Source organism: Methanobrevibacter sp. (assembly GCF_045644645.1).
In the GTDB taxonomy this organism is placed as follows: Archaea; Methanobacteriota; Methanobacteria; order Methanobacteriales; family Methanobacteriaceae; genus Methanocatella.
Window position 1 is genome coordinate 1 of sequence record NZ_JAZRHE010000045.1, and the last position, 17,318, is coordinate 17,318.

Sequence of the window (17,318 nt, forward strand, 5' to 3'; positions counted from 1 at the left end):
TCTGTTAGTGATTGGATTAGTTCTACCTGGCCTTTGTACTTTAGTCATTTTTTTTCTTGATCTACTTTTCAATCCTCTTGTTCTTTGCATATAAATAACCTCTTAATCAGTTCTGTCTGGGTATATAGTTAATCTATGTTATCAGCTACCTAGTATTAAAAAGCCCATAAATACTAGTAACATAGAATGTGAAAATAATAAATTATCATTATTGATATGATAATATTATAATTTTAGTTTGATGGTATTAATATACTTTTAGTTTTTGGGTATTTCTTAAAATTTTTTTCAATTTTAAAATATTTTTGGTTTTTGGTTGTGGTGTTAAAAAAATAAGGTGGATAAAGATAACTAAAAATTTAGTTATCTTCAAATCTTCTTCTATCAATTAACTCTTGACGTTTACCTGGGTTCCAACCACCGGATGCAGATTTTGCACGTCCAACTTGTTGCACGTATCCGGTAATTCTATCATACCATTCTACATCTTCGCTTTCACCGCAGGTAGGGCAAGTATTATTCAAACCTTTCATCAAGGTTTTACATTTAAGACAGAAACTTAAAGCTGAGCTGTAAGCCCAGAATCCAATATCGGATTTTTTAGCAATTTTATTGGTTAGACTCATTAATGAGTCAGGATCAGAGTAAGATTCTCCCATGAATGCGTGGAAAATGTGTCCAGCAGGTGTTAAACTGTGGTATTGTTCTTCAATTTTGATTTTTTCAATTAAAGAAGCTCCAGTGTCTACAGGCACATGTGAAGAGTTGGTGTAGTAATTTGCATTTCCTTCACCCTGTACAATAGCTTGGTCACCGAATTGTTTTTTATCAAGTGTTGCAAATCTGTATGCAGTAGATTCTGCAGGGGTTTGTAAAACACTCCATCTGAGTCCAGTCTCATTTTTCAATTCGTCAGCTCTTTGGTTAACATATTCAAGACATTTTATACCAAATTTGTTTGCATCCGGATTTTCAATACCTTCGCCGAATAGGGATAATAACATTTCGTTAAGTCCAACAAAACCAAAGGATAATGTTGAGTTTTGGATTCTGTAGTATGAATCTTCAGCTACTTGTTGTTTTAAGAATGGTAAAATGTGGAAATCGTTTAAACATTTTAATCCTTGTTCTCTTCTAAGCATTAAAGTTTCAACAGCTAAATCCATGTATTCATCTAAGTATTCGAATACTTGGGATTCATCTTTGGATTGGTATCCGATTCTTGGGAAGTTTAAGGTTACGTAAGCTAAGTTACCAGTTCTTAAACAGTCTTGATCCCAGTCACCAGTCCAGGTGTCCTGTAAACAGGTTCTACAACCCATGTAGTTTGCCATTTTTCCCCTGTATTTAGGGAACATGTTCACGAAGTAAGATGAACCATATTTTGCAGATAATTCGTGAACTAAACGGATATCCTCTTCATATTCGCTGGTCATTGTTTCTTTACGTAATGTGTAAATAGTATTTGGGAATAAATGAGGTTTACCTTCGTTATCTCCCTCGAGTAAGGTTTCGGTAAATGCTCTTTGGATTAATCTGGTTTCTTCTTCGAAGTCTGCGTAGGTTCCAACTACTTTACCTTTTGGTCCGTATGCAGTTTCATCTTTCAAGAAGTCTGGAACACCAAATTCCAATGCCATGCTTGTAAATGGAACTTGGGATCCCCTTGCAGCATATGCCATGTTTAAGTTGTAAACAAGCATTTGAACAGATTGTTTGATTTCATCATAAGTTCTTCCTCTTGCAAATGGCGCTACAAAGACGTTCCAGAGGGACATGCCCTGTCCACCAGACATGTTTTGTTGTGCTGCAAGCATAATCTCGCCAGTGTGGTTCATTAAGGTTTCCATGTGGTTTGGTGCACCTGCAATGGAGGTGTGGTCACCAGTACCGTCCACTTTGAGACCGTATTTGATGAAAGTTCTAATATCATGTTGCATACAGTTTAAAGGTCTTCCTGCGAAGAATTCTAAATCGTGAATGTGAATGTCACCAGCCATGTGTGCATCTGCTAAATGTGCTGGAAGCATTTTTAATAATGCATATTGTTTTAATGCTTCGTCCGCTACATGTTTGTGAATACTTTCAGGGTTGTGGATCATGTTTGCATTATCCCTGTTACCGTTTTCAATCAAAGAGGTGATGTTATATACTGGAATACCTAAACGAGTGTAACGGCTTCTTAAATCTTCTAAACCATATTCAATCAATTTTGTGTTGACCATTTCCCTGATCATAGGTGCGGTCAGGTATTCAACATTTAATTTTTTAAGTTCTTTCCAGGTTTCAGTAGCAATTTCAAAAGCAGTTTCTTGGCTAGCGCCGGTTTCTTCAATTAAAGTGTTGGCAATTTTAGATAAATCAAATGATTCGATAGTGTCTCTGGAGGTACGTACCTTTAATTGGGTGCTTGCCAAGTATTTGTTTGCGATTTCACTATCGATGTCTTCCAGACATTCGTAAACTATCTTTTTGATTTCTTTAGTTGTAATTCCGTCATACAGTTGGGATACAACAGTTGCCACAATCTTATCAGATTCAAAAAAAGGAGTTTCAACCATTACTAAAGATTTAACTAATTTTTCATAGCTGAACCTTTCCTTTATTCCATTATTTTTCTCTACGTTTATTTTAACGGACTCATTCAAGTTATGTCCGATTTCTGAACTTCTTTCCATTTTATTATCCACCTTATAATTTACTCAATTATACTATTGAACTTAATTGTATAATTATTGTTCGTATTTATACGAACCTTTTTCTAGTTAAGAATTTTATCTTTTTTACTATTTAAATTGTTCGTCTTTAATCGAACAGTATAAATATGCTGGAGATATAATGCGTTTTGGGGCAATGCTATTTCATAATGTTTTATTGTAACATTATACATCGAAGAATAAAACATGTTCTGACACATCATGTGGAACAGATCAGAATTTACAAGTTAAAATAAAACATTTATCACACAACCCCTTCTTTTAAATCATAATTGTATAAGGTAGATATAACTAAGTTATCCGAGAGCATCTGAAAAGTAATTGATACGCATCCAACATCAGGTTAGATAATTCCTTGCATAATGTTAGAATATGAAAAATCAGAAGGGATTTAATTTACATCTAAGATTTATATATTATGTCACAAAGAAATAGAACATTGAGGATGAGATAAATGCAATTTTTGTTATTTAAATCCAAGAAACCAATCAATATTGGCATGAAAGAGAAAATTAAAAAAGCATTTTATGAAAGAACTTCTGTTTTGTGCCCTCATAATGATTATGAATGGAGTTCTGATGATGATACATTATTTTTCATAGGAAGAAATCCCGATTTGCCAATATATGAACTGTACAATACATTTAATATAAGCGATACTAATGATTTAACTTTTATTCATGGATGGTTAAAAAAATCTTCTGAAGACTGTTTATTGGATGCAAATTCTTTAAATTCTATTGATGATGAATTGGCGTTGGATGGATTTTATGTTGCAGGAAAATTCCAAAGAAACGGTGAAGGAGAGTTTTATTCTAGTTCCATGTTTCCAGATGTGTACTATGCCGCTGATGATGAATCGTTTGCAGTTTCTAATAGGATTTCAATGTTATCAAAGGTCTTTAATTATGAAACCCCAAACAAAAAGCATTTGGCATCACATATAGAATATCAAAACGGACCTTTAACTTTCGACACCATGTTTGAAAAAGTTTATTGGATTCCTTTTGGAACCAAAATTAAAATAGACAATGGGGAGTTATGCTTTAAAAAAGACCATGATTATCTTTATGACGAATCACTGAATAGGAAGTACCTTGAAAATAGGGATGAATATTGGGACGAACTTTATGAAAAGGCTGTTTCTCAAGTAAAGGCATTTGTAAATTTGGGGGTTGCGGATTATTTGAGTTTGGGAATTAGTGGCGGTGTTGATTCAAGATTAACTTTATCACTTTTTTATCCATATCTGGGCTCTGTTTTTACAAAGGGTCCGGCCTATTCTCCAGAGGTGATTGTTGGCAGAATGGTTGCCGATACTTTGGGAATATCTCACTCTTCACCAAATATCAGAGAAATCAATAGACCAAAGATGGGCTCTGATAAACAAAATTTGCTCAAATCACTTCCGAATCACTTGTTCGTTCGTGAATTTGAGATGTCGCCTTGGGATTTCGGATGGATTAAAGAAAAAACATACCCAGTCATTGGAATAGATGGTCAGGAATTTATTCGTAATGTCCCATATGAGGAGGATATGGATATTGAAGAGATTATCAAGGCCAGCAGAATAAAATTTTCCAAGGTCAAATCTTTAAAATCTATTAACAACAAGTTTTATGAGGATATTTTTACAGAAAATGAAAATATAATGCGCGAATACCTTAATGATATGCATGACATAAGGAAATTCGCGGTAATAGAAAAAATGTTAAGCAGAGGGCGTTGGCGTTCTAGAGTTCATGAAACGGTTTTTGATTTTTCGTTCAATATCTATCCATTATTGACAAATTCATTCTTGAAGTATACTTATAATGCCTCTGCGGAATCCATACTCAATCAGGAGGTAGTCATTGAAATTTTCAAAAGGGCCAACCCGGATTTACTTGATGTTCCTTTGTTCAATAAACAATTTTCCCAAAATCCTGTTCCGGCCATTGAAAATAAAATTCCCGGAAAACTAAATTATAAAAATCTATATCTGATAGAAAATTTCGATTATCTAATAGGATTTATCTTAGATAATTTTGATCTAGTCAGCGACATTGTTAGCGAGGATTTTATTCATTCATTGTCTCCTGAAAAATTTGAGGGCAATGCCCAATATCCTCAAATAGCATATAATATTTTACAGGCAATTGTGCTATTGAAAGTTGAAGATTATTCATTGTTAAAGGAAATGTTGGATATTGACATGGACGTTAAAGAAGAAGAAACAGAGGATACCTATGATGAGGATTGTATTTCAGCATTCGTTCAGTATAATCGGGACATTGTCAAATTAAAACAAGAAAACATTGAATTAAATGAGAAGATAAAGGAACTCAATATTCAGATTGATAATATAAATAAGCAACCGGGTCTGGTAAGAAAGATAAAAAAATTGCTACGTTAGCTAGTTGCGGCAATATTTTTGCATTAAAAGTAAGGGGTTCTTTAGAAGAAAATGTCTAAAGAACTTTGTTTTGATTTATCACTTTCAAAAAGCGAGTTAATACCAAACTCCTGAATTTCCAAACGCTGTTTTAGATAATGTGAAACAGGATATCTGCTTACCAAATCCCTGGAAATTTCAAGGTACTTTGTAACAGAACCCTTTGAAACGGATAGGATTAAATTGCCTCCGCAACTACATTTTCCAGTAAGGGGCATTCTCCGATATTTTGCACCACATTTGGTACATCTTACCTTCTGCTTGGAAAATGCTCTTGAGTTGCCCATGATGTCCGGCAAGAAGTGTGATGATAAAACTCTTTCCACAACTCCCCGCTGGTCAACAGCGCGGATAGTTTCAGCAAGGCTAATTTGGGCTTCAACTTTTTCTCTCATTGAAGGCAATCTCTTATAAAGACATACAGTAGGGCCTGCATGAATGCTTGAAGTATGGTGTGAAAACATCAGTCCCTCATATTGCTGTGGTGTTCCCAAATGCATTTCCACATTATCAATATACTCTAAAACATCAGCAGGTTTATGCGGGGTATATGTCTCTTCATAAAATTCAACAGGGAACCTTTCGAATATGTCTAAATTGTGAGATTCATCATCTATTTCCTCCGGATCAATTCTTGAAGATAAAACTAAAGGAGCATCCATACTTCCCCCTCTTGTATTTGGCAGGTATGTTTTTGAGAAGTTAATTAATGCATCCAACAATAACATTATGGCATCTTCATCACTATCACAATTTCTACGTTTTGCAGAATGGAAATATGGGTGTGCATAACAACCTAAAGCCTTTGTAAATCCGACGATTCTTCCTAAAACGCCTGCAGATGTGTGCGGAGCAAGGCCGGCAACTAAATGTCCAATCAAATCACTTTTTTCCTTAACATTATAAAATGCTTCCATTCCATAATATCTTGTAAGTTCATCATCGATAAACTGGGCGGTCCTAAGTAAATATTCGCCGCAATTATCGGAAATAACAATATCCTGAACTTTCAACTCAATGATTTGCTCTTCATTTTCAATCGGATTTCCGTAACAATCTTTTTCATAACCCATTTCCAATAGTTTTTCAACTGTCACTCCAATTTCTTTTGGGATAAAATGTGTCAACGGCAAATCTGTTGAATCATGACGTATTGTTCCATCTTTAAAAGTAAATACCTCATTTTTAGCTCTCAATATTCCTTTTTCAAGAGGTTCGGGTAATTTGGCTTCTGAAATCATTCCGACAACTCCTTTCACCTCATCGACCCGTCTTACTTTGACATTATCTGATGCGTTCTTAAGCATGGTTGCTAGAGGAATATTTTTTGAACTTGGTGAGCTAATTTCAGTAGGGTATCCGCATTTCGGACAAAGAGAATTGAATGTGCTTATTCCACATTCTGGATTGGTACATCTTCTTCTTGACAGTTCGACTTTTATTTTACCTTTTTTGGCTGCAGTAGCCACTAACCTTCTGGAACCGCCATAATTTCCGATAGGGAATAAACCATGTGGCGCCGGTTTCATCAATCTTTCTTTAGACTTTTCAGGTCTGCCCACACGGGTACCGATATATGCCGGAGCCTTATTTTTAATCTCGACAGGAGACACTTCATTTACAGCTTCAATTGTTGTGCTTTTTTCAGGCAATTTTTTGGATAATGTAACAAGCAAGGCGTAGGCATGGTCTTTATTGATAATGATTTTTCCATCGCGAACAATATGCGGAACACCAATTATTTCTAATGTTCTTTTCGGATAAGATAAATCTAATTTTATCCCCTCGTCCGGTTTATAACTTGATTTGCATTTGTTCATCAAGTCAATCAATGAATTCAAATCATCAATGGTCACATCATTATAACAGTAAGTGTATTTCGGATGGAGTGGAATATCATATTCCTTTGATAATGTAAAAGCTTCGATGGAACTTAGATATTCATATTCAAGCTTGTACAAATCTAAATCATTGTTATTTTCATCAAAGTTTTCGCTTCTGGTCAATAGTTGAATCCACCATTCTTCACACCATCCTGACGGGTATAATGGCTGGTTATTCCTTAAGAACTCTCCAAACGCAACGAGCATATCTCCTAAAAATAAAATTTCAACAACATCTTTTTTAAGTTCACGCGCTTGACGGATGCTGTCAATTGCTACAACATCACCGTTTTTAAGCTTAACGGTAGGCCCTTCAATGGAATCAACCGGAACGACGCAATTACCTTTTCCGGGATATTCAATTTTAAGTTGCGTTCCAACTGCTAAGAATTCAAGCAGCGCCATTGTAGCAGGATGAACTCCCATTGTGGCGAGGCCAGTGTTTCTGCTTCTACCGTATCTTAATCTAAATCCTCCTTTTTCAGAAGGATAACCTAAAATTGGCCTTCCACCGATAATATCTTGAATATATTTGGGTTCACTCACAATATCGGAGTCTCCTCCGTCATCACTTTTGGAATCATCAGTTTTAGGTTTTGAATATTCTGTAAGCCACTCCCAATCAAGATTTAATTTTTTGGAAATTTTATGAATCTTTTTGGATTTTTGGATTACACCTTCAACCATCGCAAGAAGCGCTCCCCCACGAATATTATTTGTTTCAACACGTTCTAAATCTCTGTGGGATACTTCTACTTTGTCGGTTTGTTCTCCTGTAACTTCGACAGGAATATTTTTTGCAGCGAATCTCACTTCTTCTGGTGTTGGTGAGTATTGTAAATTTGTAACTTCTGATTCGTAAAGTTCAACTTCTTCTACATATCTTTCTATTTCATCATCAATTGGTTTAAATGCGTCAATTTTGATTGCTTGTCTAATTTTGTCTCCTAAAAGAACAGCCAATGCAGCAGCCGTACCACCTGCACTTCTAATAGGTCCTGCAAAATAAACGCCGATATATTTTGTTCCATCAAAGTTTTCTTTGATTTTCACTTGTGAAATCCCTTCAAGTGGTGCTGCTACTACTCCCTCTGTTAGAATGGCTAGTGCAGTTCTTAAAGCCTGGTCACATCTTTCCTCTTCGTTGTATTTTGCTTTTTCACCTGTAAGTTCGAATGTTCCGTCTGCTATTTCAGCAGCAATTTCAAAAGCAACTTCTTCTCTTGTTATATCTGCTTCTAATTCTTTAATACGTTGGGCCACACCTTCAGGACCAACAAGTCCTTCTACTCTTTCTGCTAAATCCTTTGCAAGAGGTACTTCAGTTTTTGTTTCAACATCCAAACCTTTTGATCTCGCTTCATTAGCAATATCGTATAGGTGATGGGTTTCAGCTTCTAATCTGTCAAAATAATCCATATTATCGCCACAAATTACAAAAATTATTTCAGTAATTATCTATTGATTTTTATAATATTAATATTATTTGCAAGTGTGAAAACATGAATTGAAATTGATGTTGAGTTTGGACTTTGATAATATTTAAATAGCTAGTTAAAGAGAAATTTAATTTTAGTATACTTGTTGTCGAACTTTTAAATTATTGCTATTTTGGTGATAAAATGTCTGATAAAAAACCAATTAATGCTATGTATGGCACTAAAATGAGTTTAAATCTTGATAAACTTAAAGAAACACGTAACGAAGATGAAGTTGTTGAAGAAACTCCTGTTGAGGAAGTTAAAGAAATAGTTGACGAGCCTGTTGTTGAAGAGGTTCAAGAGGTGGAAGAAGTCTCTGAAGAGGTTGTTGAAGAAACTCCTGTTGAGGAAGATGTTTCTGAGGAAGTTGTTGATGAGCCTGTTGAAGAGGTTGTTGAGGATGTTCCTGAGGAGGATGTTTCTGAAGAAGTTGCAGAGAAAAAAGCACCTAAATCTGATGATATAGTGGCTAATTTGAAAAGAGAAATCGCTGAAAAATCAGAAAAATTGTCTAATCAATCCAGTGAACTTAACTACTTAACCAATAAAGTTATTCCAAGACTTAAAAAGGAAAATTCAGAGCTTAAAAGTCTTAAAATTGAGTTAACTGATGCATTGGAAAAAAGCACTAGGAAATATTTCGACCAATTGGATATCAGTGCTGACCTAAGCAATAAAATAGGAAAAATTGGTGCGGAAAGTGCTGTCAACAAGGTAAGGGCAGATAAGTTGGAATCTGAACTCGATACCATTAAAGAAGAATATGAAGCTAAAATCGATGATTTGAAAAAAGAGATAGATTCATTTGACCTTTCTGAAATTGATCACCTCAAGGACATGAATCAGAAATTGCGTGATGAACTTAAGGAAGCAAATGATAATTTAAACAAATCCAAAGATGAAAACAAGAAGCTCACTGATGAAGTCATTGATTTGAGAAACGATTTAATAGAAATTGGTGATTATAAAGATGAAGTCGATAAGAAAAATAATCACACAATCGCTAAACTTAATGAAGAGATTTCCTCTCTCAATTCACAATTGAAAATTAAGGAAAGCAGTTACGATAAATTATCCAATGAATCAAACAAAACAATTTCTGATTTAAGGAAAAAAGTAGCTAAATTAGAGGAAAGCTTAGAAGAAAAATCCAACAAAGGTTTGTTCAATAGATTCAAATAGATGATTATTCATCTATTATTTATTTCTTTTTTTTAATATGTTTGACGATAATTATTTTATGGAAGAAGCTATTAAGGAAGCTCAAAAGTCTTTAACAGAAGGAGGCATTCCAATCGGTGCTGTTTTGGTTAGAGATGGTGAAATAATTTCTAGAGGTCATAATAGACTGATTCAAAATGATTCAGTGGTCTTGCATGCTGAAATGGACGCAATTGAAAATGCTGGGCGCTTGGATTATGACGATTATATAAAATGTACCTTGTATACGACCCTTTCTCCCTGTCCAATGTGTTCGGGTGCTGTAATATTATACAACATACCCCGAGTCGTAATTGGAGAAAACACCACGCTGATGGGTGCTGAAAACTTGCTTTCATGCAATGGGGTTGAAGTGGTTGTCTTAAATGATATGAGATGTAGGGATTTATTTTTGAAATTTGCATGCAATAATCCTGGAGTTTGGGAACGGGAGCTTGCAAAGGTTGGAAACTCAACAGAGGCTGAATAATGGAAATTATTGTAACTGATGAAAGGGATGAAAGATTCATAGATTTTTGTTCATCTTTCGGCTGTTTTATAGATGAACCACAGGTAGTTTTGCTTTTAGAAAGTTTCGGTAAAATTGTGGGATGCTCTAGTTTTAAGGTTTATGATGCTGACAGCTGCGAAATCATGACTTTATTTTTAAATTCTTATGATGACCGTGAAAAAATAGCTTATAAATTGATTAGGCAGCTTGAAAAAATAGCTATGGATTATGAGTTTAAGAAGGTTAGAGTTACTTTTGACAGTAGGGAAGACATTCTCGTTGAAATTTTTGAAAAATTGGATTATCGCTTCATTGATGATGTTTGCATGGAAAAAGAGTTTAAGATATTTGTTTAAAAAAAGAAAATTTAAAAGATTAAGCTTCTTGTCTTAATCTTTTTACAACAAAGTCCTTATCTAAACTTAATAGGAATGATGCTGCTCTAGGTCCCTGTTTTTGACCAAGAATCATTTTATAGATTGCTTGGAAACCTTTTTGAGGTTTTAAACCTTGATTTTCAAGGATTCCATACATCGCATCATGCAATTCTTTTGCATCGTTGAATTCAGTTGTTTCCATCAAATCAGCTAACTCATTTAAAAATAGAGTTTGATCGTCTGTTAATGGTAATTTAGGAATGCTTTCTGTTTGAACTTGGAATTTTACAAATTTAGGCGCATAATTCTCTAACCAGTAAATTACATTATCAACTCGTTCACGGTATTGGCCTAATTCTTGTTCAGTCAAATCACCAAATTCCTTGTCTTTAAAGCTTTTGGTTAATTGTGAGTTTTTCTTGAGAATCGCAAAGATTTTTTCTAAATCATCTCCTGCAATTTGGTAGGCATTAACCAAGAATCTGAAAGATGGTCTGAATGGGAGAGGCTGGTCTTCATTAATCTGAACTATTTCATAGATTTCCTTGAATTTCTTTGCTTCTTTTTCAGATGGGGCTTCCACTTCATCGTAGAATACTTTTTCAACAGTATCGAATTGGTCGATAAAGTCTAAGTAAGGCATTTTTGGTGAGAAATCTTTTGCCTTCATAGGCTTTGATCTAAATAAGTAATAGTGGAGACTTTCAGCAGGACCGATTTTCAGCCATTCATCAGGTGCAAAGAAAACCCCATGGGATTTACTCATTGCCTCACCGTCAAGGGTAATCCATTCATATGGCACTGGGTAAGGTGCAGGGTAGTCAAAGATTTTTTCAGAAATCACGCTGCTCACATCGTATGATCCTCCACTTGCCGCATGGTCTTTTCCGAACGGTTCGCAGGTGGTTCTGAATATTTTCCATCTTGCCGCCCATTCAACTCTCCAGGTGAGCTTACCGTTTCCTGACTTTATGTCCATTTCACCGTCATGACCACATTCGCATCTGTATTTGATGATGTCACCATCATAATCGTAAGCGTAAGTGGTGTTTACACGACCACATTCATCACAAATCGGATTGTATGGAAGCCAATCGTCGGCTAATGGCTCTCTTCTGTATTGGTTGAATATTTCTTTAATTTCTTCAACTTTTTCAAGTGAAGTTCGTATATAATCATTATAAACTCCTGATTTATACATTTCAAAACCGGATTTGGTTTCCATTTCTATTCCATAGTCGTCCATTACTGAAAGTAATGGTTTTTCAAAGTGTTCTACAAAATTAGCACAGCATCCGTCAGGGCATGGAATCATCGAATATGGCATTCCCAGGTATTTGTCATAATCTTCAGGCAAAGGGTACGGGACTTTCCTTAATGGGTCATGGTCATCCGCAATCCATATTGTTTTAGCTTTTTTTCCTTTTTCTCTTAATTTTTTTCCAATTCCGTTAGCAATAAATATGTCGCAAGAGTTTCCAATGTGTATTGAACATGAAATGGAGGTTCCACTTGCAATGACATGTTCTTCTACATCCATTTTACTTAATTCATTAGCTATGTTTTCAATCCAATGTGTCATCTATATTCACCATTCTAATAAAAAAATTATCATAAAATAAGTTATATTATATTAATAATATCTAGATAGTAATATAAAAAGATTAGTTAAAATTTAACTAATCTAAATGTTTTCCATAATCTTATCAATAGCATCCAGGAAATCTTTTGAAATGACTTTTTTCCTGTCAGATCTGATTGCAAACATTCCGGCTTCAGTACACACTGCCTTTAGGTCCGCTCCGGATAATCCTTCAGTCAGTTCGCTGATGGTGTTAAAATCAATATTTTCATCTATTTTCATTTTTGCAGTATGTATTTCAAGAATTCTTTGTCTGCTTTCTTTAACGGGATTTGGCACTTCTATTGTTCTGTCAAATCTGCCGGGCCTTAGGAGAGCTTCATCTAAAATATCCGGTCGGTTTGTAGCACCGATTATTCCAACATCTCCCCTTGATTCGAATCCGTCAAGTTCTGCTAAAAGCTGCATCAAGGTTCTTTGAACTTCCCTATCAGCCCCTTCGCTGCTGCTAACCCTTTTGGTTCCGATGGCATCAATCTCATCGATGAATATTATTGCCGGACTTTTTTCCTTTGCAAGCTCAAACACGTCTCTCACAATCCTTGAACCTTCACCCAGATATTTATTAACAAATTCCGAAGCTACAATTTTGATAAAAGTTGCATGGGTTTCGTTAGCTACAGCTTTTGCAAGCAGTGTTTTTCCAGTTCCGGGAGGTCCATAGAGCAATATTCCTTTTGGCGGGTCAATTCCGATTTCCTTAAATATTTCCGGATTTTTAATTGGGAGTTCCACTGTCTCCTTGACTTCCGTAATTTGAGGATTTAGCCCTCCGATGTCTGCATATGTGGTTTCTGGCTTTTCATCAATTTCCATTGCAGCCACATTTTTATCCTTTTTAGCGGGAAATACGCTGACAACGCCTAAATTCTTTTGGTTTAATGCCACTCTTGCACCGGGCACGAGCAGCTCCTTTTTGATTGATCCTGGATATGTTACTAAAAATTCATGTCCGACAGCACCCTGGATTCCGACCTGCTTGTCGTCAAAGACTTCAGTTACTGTTGCAAGAATCAATGGGGTCTTTTTAAAAGAGTTGATTTCACCTTTAAGCTCTCTTATTTTCCCTTCCATCTGACGGTTGGTGATGTTTGTTTTGAGCTGTTCTCCTTCAATGCTTCTTAGTTTCTCAAGCAACTCATCAACGGTCTTTTCATTTTCTTCCTTCAACAGTTCAATTGTTTCAAGCAATTCGTCCTTTGAAGCGTTTTCAATAGATTCCATAATGTCCTCCCCTTAAATTAACATTTGTTATAATCCTATTTAACATTAACATCCACGATTTGGAGTGGATATAACATCCCTTTAAAAAATTAGCCGAAAAATCAGAAAAAGTCATGTCCGTGTCAAAAACACTCAATTAAACTAAAGGTATAATTAAAAAAAATAAAGTAAAATAGATAGGAACCTATCTATTTGATTAGGTCGGAATCGGATTGATCCAACCATTCATTAACGATTTTAACTGCACAGTAGTTGCCGCACATGGTACAAGTGTCCTCTTCTTCAGGAGGTCTTTGGTCTCTTTTTGCACGTGCAGCTTCAGGAAACATTGCGCATTCGTATTGTGCTTCCCAATCGAGTTTTTTACGAGCTTCAGCCATGGCCAAATCCTGTGAACCATCAATTTGTCCAGATGCCAAGTCACCGGCATAAGCTCCGATTTTGGTTGCAATAACACCTTCCCGTACATCGTCTGGGGATGGGAGAGCTAAGTGTTCTGCAGGAGTTACATAACAGATGAAGTCTGCTCCAGCTTTTGCGGAAGATGCTGCTCCGATTGCGGACACGATGTGGTCATAGCCTGGTGCCACGTCACACACAATCGGTCCTAACATATAGAATGGGGCGTTGGAACACATTTTCTTTTGAATCATCACATTTGTTGGAATCTCATTAATCGGAATGTGTCCTGGGCCTTCAATCATACATTGCACTCCGGCTTCACGGGATCTGTCAATCAATTCTCCTAAAATGATCAATTCTTGTATTTGGGCCCTGTCGGTTGAGTCTGCAATAGATCCCGCTCTCATACCGTTGGCAAGTGAAAGAACAACATCATGTTCTTTTGCAATTTCTAAAACATAATCGAAGTTTTCATATAACGGATTTTCCTTTTCATTTTCGACAATCCATCCGGACATGAATGAACCTCCTCTTGAAACAAGTCCGGTTACACGGCCTTGCCTTTTGAGTCTGGTTAAGGTTTCAATGTTGATGCTGCTGTGGACTGCCATAAAATCAATACCATCTTTTGCTTGTTTTTCGATGGTGTTAAATAAATCATCTTCAGTCATATAAATTACAGAACCATCTCTTCTAATACTTTCGATAGCTGCCTGATATACCGGTACGGAACCAACTGGTAATGGAGACATATCCAAAACTCTGTTCCTGATTACATCCAAATCCCCGCCGATACTTAATTCCATTAAACAGTCAGCGCCATGGTCAATAGCAATTTGTGCTTTCAATACTTCCTCATCAAAATTAACAATATCTGTTGAAGTTCCTACAGTTGCATTTACTTTTGTTCTTAATCCTGCACCAATACCTGCGCCTTCAATATCTCTATTTACATTTCCAGGTATTACGATAGTTCCGTTAGCTACGGACCTTAAAATAAAATCTTCTGAAACATTTTCGATTTCTGCCACATGTTTCATCTCATCGGTTAAAATACCTTTTTTCGCATCACTAATTTGTGTCATCTTAAATCATCCCTCAAATAAGATTTATAACAGTCAAATTTATTTTAAAATATTCTCACATTATTTGATAATCACTTATTTTTATTTAATACTATTTAAATTAATAGGATAATTTTCAATTCTATTTAATTTGATATATTTAAAGTTATTTTTAAAAAATAAGTTATTTTTATTTTTTATAATTGAATTAAAACGTTATTGATAAAAATAAAGTTTACTTTAAAAAATAGTAAAAAAGAATAGATTAATAAAATCCATTCATTCTTTCAAATGCTTCATCGAAGGTAGGCATGTTGGTCTGACAGCCTTGGTGCTCTACAATGAATGATGAAACAGTGGATGCGAATTTTGCAGATTCCTCTAGTGATTCCCCATTCAGGAATCTTGATAAAAATCCTGCTCTGTAGGAATCCCCCGCTCCTGTAGGGTCGACTGCCTCTGTTGTGATTGCATCGATTTTGATTTTCTCTTCATTGGAGTAGATCTCACTTCCGTTGGCTCCGCAGGTTTTGACGATTATTTTCGGACCCAATTCCCTGAGGCCGTTAAGGTCGACTTCAAGGGCATCCAATATCCTTTGAATTTCATGATGGTTAGCAAAAAGGATGGTAGTGTTTTCAATAACATCCTTTAACTTTTTAGTATCGTACATTCCAAGGTCTTGGCCAGGGTCAAAGGAAACGAGGATATCTTCATTTTTTGCCTCTTCGGAACATTTCCAATTGAAATTAGGGTCACCGGTTGCCAGGTGAACCGCTTCGGCATTTTTGATTGCAGATGTTGGTACTTTACTGTCTGCAAATTCGCGGGCAGCTCCCCAATAGAAGTAGCTGATTTGGTCGCCGTTATCGTCAGTCAAAACGAATGCGGTAGGTGTTGCCTCGCCAGGAACAATGATTAATGATTCAGTATCGATGTCTAGATTTTGCATTTGTTCGTAGTATTCTGTTTTCTTAAAATCTCCGCCAACAGCTGAAACCAATGAGGTTTTCAATCCTAATTTGGCTCCAACACATGCAACATTTGCAGCAGCACCACCATTGAATGTTTTCATGTTGGTTATCGGTGCTGAAAAGTTTGCTTTTGGAAATTCAGGTACTCTTATTATATAATCATGAGCAGAGTGACCAATTGCTAGTAAATCTCTGTTTTTTGCCATAATATCGCCTTTTTAAATTTCAATTTAATATTGGTTCTTATCATTATTTAATGTTTTGAAAAATCGTATCCGTGATGTTTCACATCGGCACATTCGTGTAAGTAATATTTTATATTATTATTAAATATTTTGTTTTGCCGAGAGCAGTTGAAAAGTAATTCTATATTAATGTGAAACCCTGTTTTTCAATGAGTTTTTGACCGTCATTAAGCAAATATTCAATAAATCTGTCCACTTCCGGTTTGTCTTCATTTACTTTGATGATACTAATCACGTGCCTTGTATCAAACTTCAAAATCTCATTTCCCTTGAAATAACTGGCGTTTAAAAAGCTATGCAAATTTTTGGAGTTTTTAACCATTTTGAATGCATCGAATTGTGAATTCACGGTGTATTTTAGATTATAATCAATATCATAATGTTCCAGACTGTTCCAGGCAAGCCTTTGTGCAGAACCTTCAACATTAACGAATTCAAGGCCTTCCAAGTCATTGATGCTGTTGACCTCTTTGGAGTTTGGGCTTGAAATCAAAACGAGATAATCATAAGCGATTGGGGTAAAGTCGATGTTTAATTCATAAGCGAGTAAAGGATCATCCAGTGTTAAAATGTCAACAACTCCCCTTTTTGCAAGTTCAAATGCATCCTTGTCGCTGCTGCTGTAGACGTTTGTATTGAAAGGCAGGTGAATGCTTTCTAGTAGTCCCGAACTTATGTGTCCGCCGGCAATGTTGATATTTGAGGTTTTTTCAATTTGTATGGTATATTTTCTGTATTCGTCAAGCAACTCTCTTCCTTCCTGGGTTAATAATGTACCGTTTCCCGCTTTTTGAGTTAATTTTATACCTAATTTATCTTCGGCTTTGAGTATTCTTCTATTAAAAACAGTATGTGAAATATTCAATTCTTTAGCTGATTTTCTTTGGGACCTTGTTCTGGCTAATGATTCCAGACTTTGGTACAATTTATAATCGTAAATTTCCCCATTTATATTCAGACTGATTAACCCTTCGCTTTCAAATTTCATTAATTATATATAAAATTATAATCATAATTATTAATATCGGTTTAAATTTTTTGGGAATTAGATAAAATGGAAGTAATAAACACTTCTATAAAAGCTATATAGGAAAACACTGAGGATGCACAAAAATATTTGGATAGAGAAGACATTGATGAATTTGAAGATATTATTATAAACTC

Annotated in this window: 11 protein-coding genes and 1 pseudogene; 4 read left to right on the forward strand and 8 right to left on the reverse strand. The window is 35.5% G+C overall.

Features of this window, described 5'->3' with window-relative positions; all coding sequences use genetic code 11:
• Positions 1–90 (reverse strand): annotated as a pseudogene (locus tag ACKI4K_RS03015) (50S ribosomal protein L21e); the annotation flags it as partial.
• Between the two features lie 269 nt (positions 91–359).
• The gene (gene nrdD / locus ACKI4K_RS03020) at positions 360–2,678 is read right to left on the reverse strand and encodes an anaerobic ribonucleoside-triphosphate reductase (protein ID WP_407422152.1); all 2,319 of its coding nucleotides are present in this window, start codon (positions 2,676–2,678) and stop codon (positions 360–362) included.
• Between the two features lie 493 nt (positions 2,679–3,171).
• On the opposite strand from nrdD, the gene ACKI4K_RS03025 reads away from it, so the two are divergent.
• Complete coding sequence (locus ACKI4K_RS03025) at positions 3,172–5,112, forward strand: hypothetical protein (protein ID WP_407422154.1); 1,941 nt, start codon at positions 3,172–3,174, stop codon at positions 5,110–5,112.
• Between the two features lie 41 nt (positions 5,113–5,153).
• Here ACKI4K_RS03025 and polC read toward each other — a convergent pair whose 3' ends face one another.
• Positions 5,154–8,453: a DNA polymerase II large subunit gene (polC, locus tag ACKI4K_RS03030; protein ID WP_407422156.1), complete on the reverse strand. Its 3,300-nt coding sequence runs from the start codon at positions 8,451–8,453 to the stop codon at positions 5,154–5,156.
• Positions 8,454–8,656: 203 nt separating this feature from the next.
• Here polC and ACKI4K_RS03035 point away from each other — a divergent pair, with 203 nt between their 5' ends.
• The 3 genes from ACKI4K_RS03035 to ACKI4K_RS03045 are packed head-to-tail and all read left to right on the forward strand — an operon-like array spanning position 8,657 to position 10,582.
• On the forward strand, positions 8,657–9,697 hold the full coding sequence (locus ACKI4K_RS03035; protein WP_407422157.1) for a hypothetical protein: 1,041 nt from the start codon (positions 8,657–8,659) through the stop codon (positions 9,695–9,697).
• 37 nt (positions 9,698–9,734) lie between these two features.
• Entirely contained in the window at positions 9,735–10,205 is a 471-nt protein-coding gene (locus ACKI4K_RS03040) for a nucleoside deaminase (protein ID WP_407422159.1), read from the forward strand.
• Positions 10,205–10,582 (forward strand): GNAT family N-acetyltransferase, encoded by a 378-nt coding sequence (locus ACKI4K_RS03045; protein WP_407422161.1) that lies wholly within the window; start codon positions 10,205–10,207, stop codon positions 10,580–10,582. The genes ACKI4K_RS03040 and ACKI4K_RS03045 overlap by 1 nt, the downstream gene beginning before the upstream one ends.
• Positions 10,583–10,601: 19 nt before the next feature.
• Here the strand turns inward: ACKI4K_RS03045 and lysS are convergent, their stop codons facing one another.
• The 5 genes from lysS to ACKI4K_RS03070 all read right to left on the reverse strand — a co-directional run bounded on the left by lysS (position 10,602) and on the right by ACKI4K_RS03070 (position 17,142).
• Positions 10,602–12,185 carry a lysine--tRNA ligase gene (gene lysS, locus ACKI4K_RS03050; RefSeq protein ID WP_407422163.1) on the reverse strand — a complete coding sequence of 528 codons (1,584 nt, stop codon included), beginning with the start codon at positions 12,183–12,185 and terminating at the stop codon, positions 10,602–10,604.
• 102 nt (positions 12,186–12,287) lie between these two features.
• Positions 12,288–13,469, reverse strand: a complete 1,182-nt coding sequence (locus tag ACKI4K_RS03055) for a proteasome-activating nucleotidase (protein WP_407422165.1) — start codon at positions 13,467–13,469, stop codon at positions 12,288–12,290.
• Positions 13,470–13,657: 188 nt separating this feature from the next.
• Positions 13,658–14,956, reverse strand: coding sequence for a phosphomethylpyrimidine synthase (gene thiC, locus ACKI4K_RS03060; RefSeq protein ID WP_407422167.1), 1,299 nt, complete (start codon positions 14,954–14,956; stop codon positions 13,658–13,660).
• Between the two features lie 244 nt (positions 14,957–15,200).
• On the reverse strand, positions 15,201–16,115 hold the full coding sequence (locus tag ACKI4K_RS03065) for a carbohydrate kinase family protein (RefSeq protein WP_407422169.1): 915 nt from the start codon (positions 16,113–16,115) through the stop codon (positions 15,201–15,203).
• A 160-nt stretch (positions 16,116–16,275) separates the two neighbouring features.
• Positions 16,276–17,142, reverse strand: coding sequence for a LysR family transcriptional regulator (locus ACKI4K_RS03070; protein WP_407422171.1), 867 nt, complete (start codon positions 17,140–17,142; stop codon positions 16,276–16,278).
• Between the last annotated feature and the right edge of the window lie 176 nt (positions 17,143–17,318).

Coding starts and splice junctions, on each gene's coding strand:
- nrdD (WP_407422152.1), bottom strand. CDS start 2,678: ATGGAAAGAAGTTCAGAAATCGGACATAACTTGAATGAGTCCGTTAAA.
- ACKI4K_RS03025 (WP_407422154.1), top strand. CDS start 3,172: ATGCAATTTTTGTTATTTAAATCCAAGAAACCAATCAATATTGGCATG.
- polC (WP_407422156.1), bottom strand. CDS start 8,453: ATGGATTATTTTGACAGATTAGAAGCTGAAACCCATCACCTATACGAT.
- ACKI4K_RS03035 (WP_407422157.1), top strand. CDS start 8,657: ATGTCTGATAAAAAACCAATTAATGCTATGTATGGCACTAAAATGAGT.
- ACKI4K_RS03040 (WP_407422159.1), top strand. CDS start 9,735: ATGTTTGACGATAATTATTTTATGGAAGAAGCTATTAAGGAAGCTCAA.
- ACKI4K_RS03045 (WP_407422161.1), top strand. CDS start 10,205: ATGGAAATTATTGTAACTGATGAAAGGGATGAAAGATTCATAGATTTT.
- lysS (WP_407422163.1), bottom strand. CDS start 12,185: ATGACACATTGGATTGAAAACATAGCTAATGAATTAAGTAAAATGGAT.
- ACKI4K_RS03055 (WP_407422165.1), bottom strand. CDS start 13,469: ATGGAATCTATTGAAAACGCTTCAAAGGACGAATTGCTTGAAACAATT.
- thiC (WP_407422167.1), bottom strand. CDS start 14,956: ATGACACAAATTAGTGATGCGAAAAAAGGTATTTTAACCGATGAGATG.
- ACKI4K_RS03065 (WP_407422169.1), bottom strand. CDS start 16,115: ATGGCAAAAAACAGAGATTTACTAGCAATTGGTCACTCTGCTCATGAT.
- ACKI4K_RS03070 (WP_407422171.1), bottom strand. CDS start 17,142: ATGAAATTTGAAAGCGAAGGGTTAATCAGTCTGAATATAAATGGGGAA.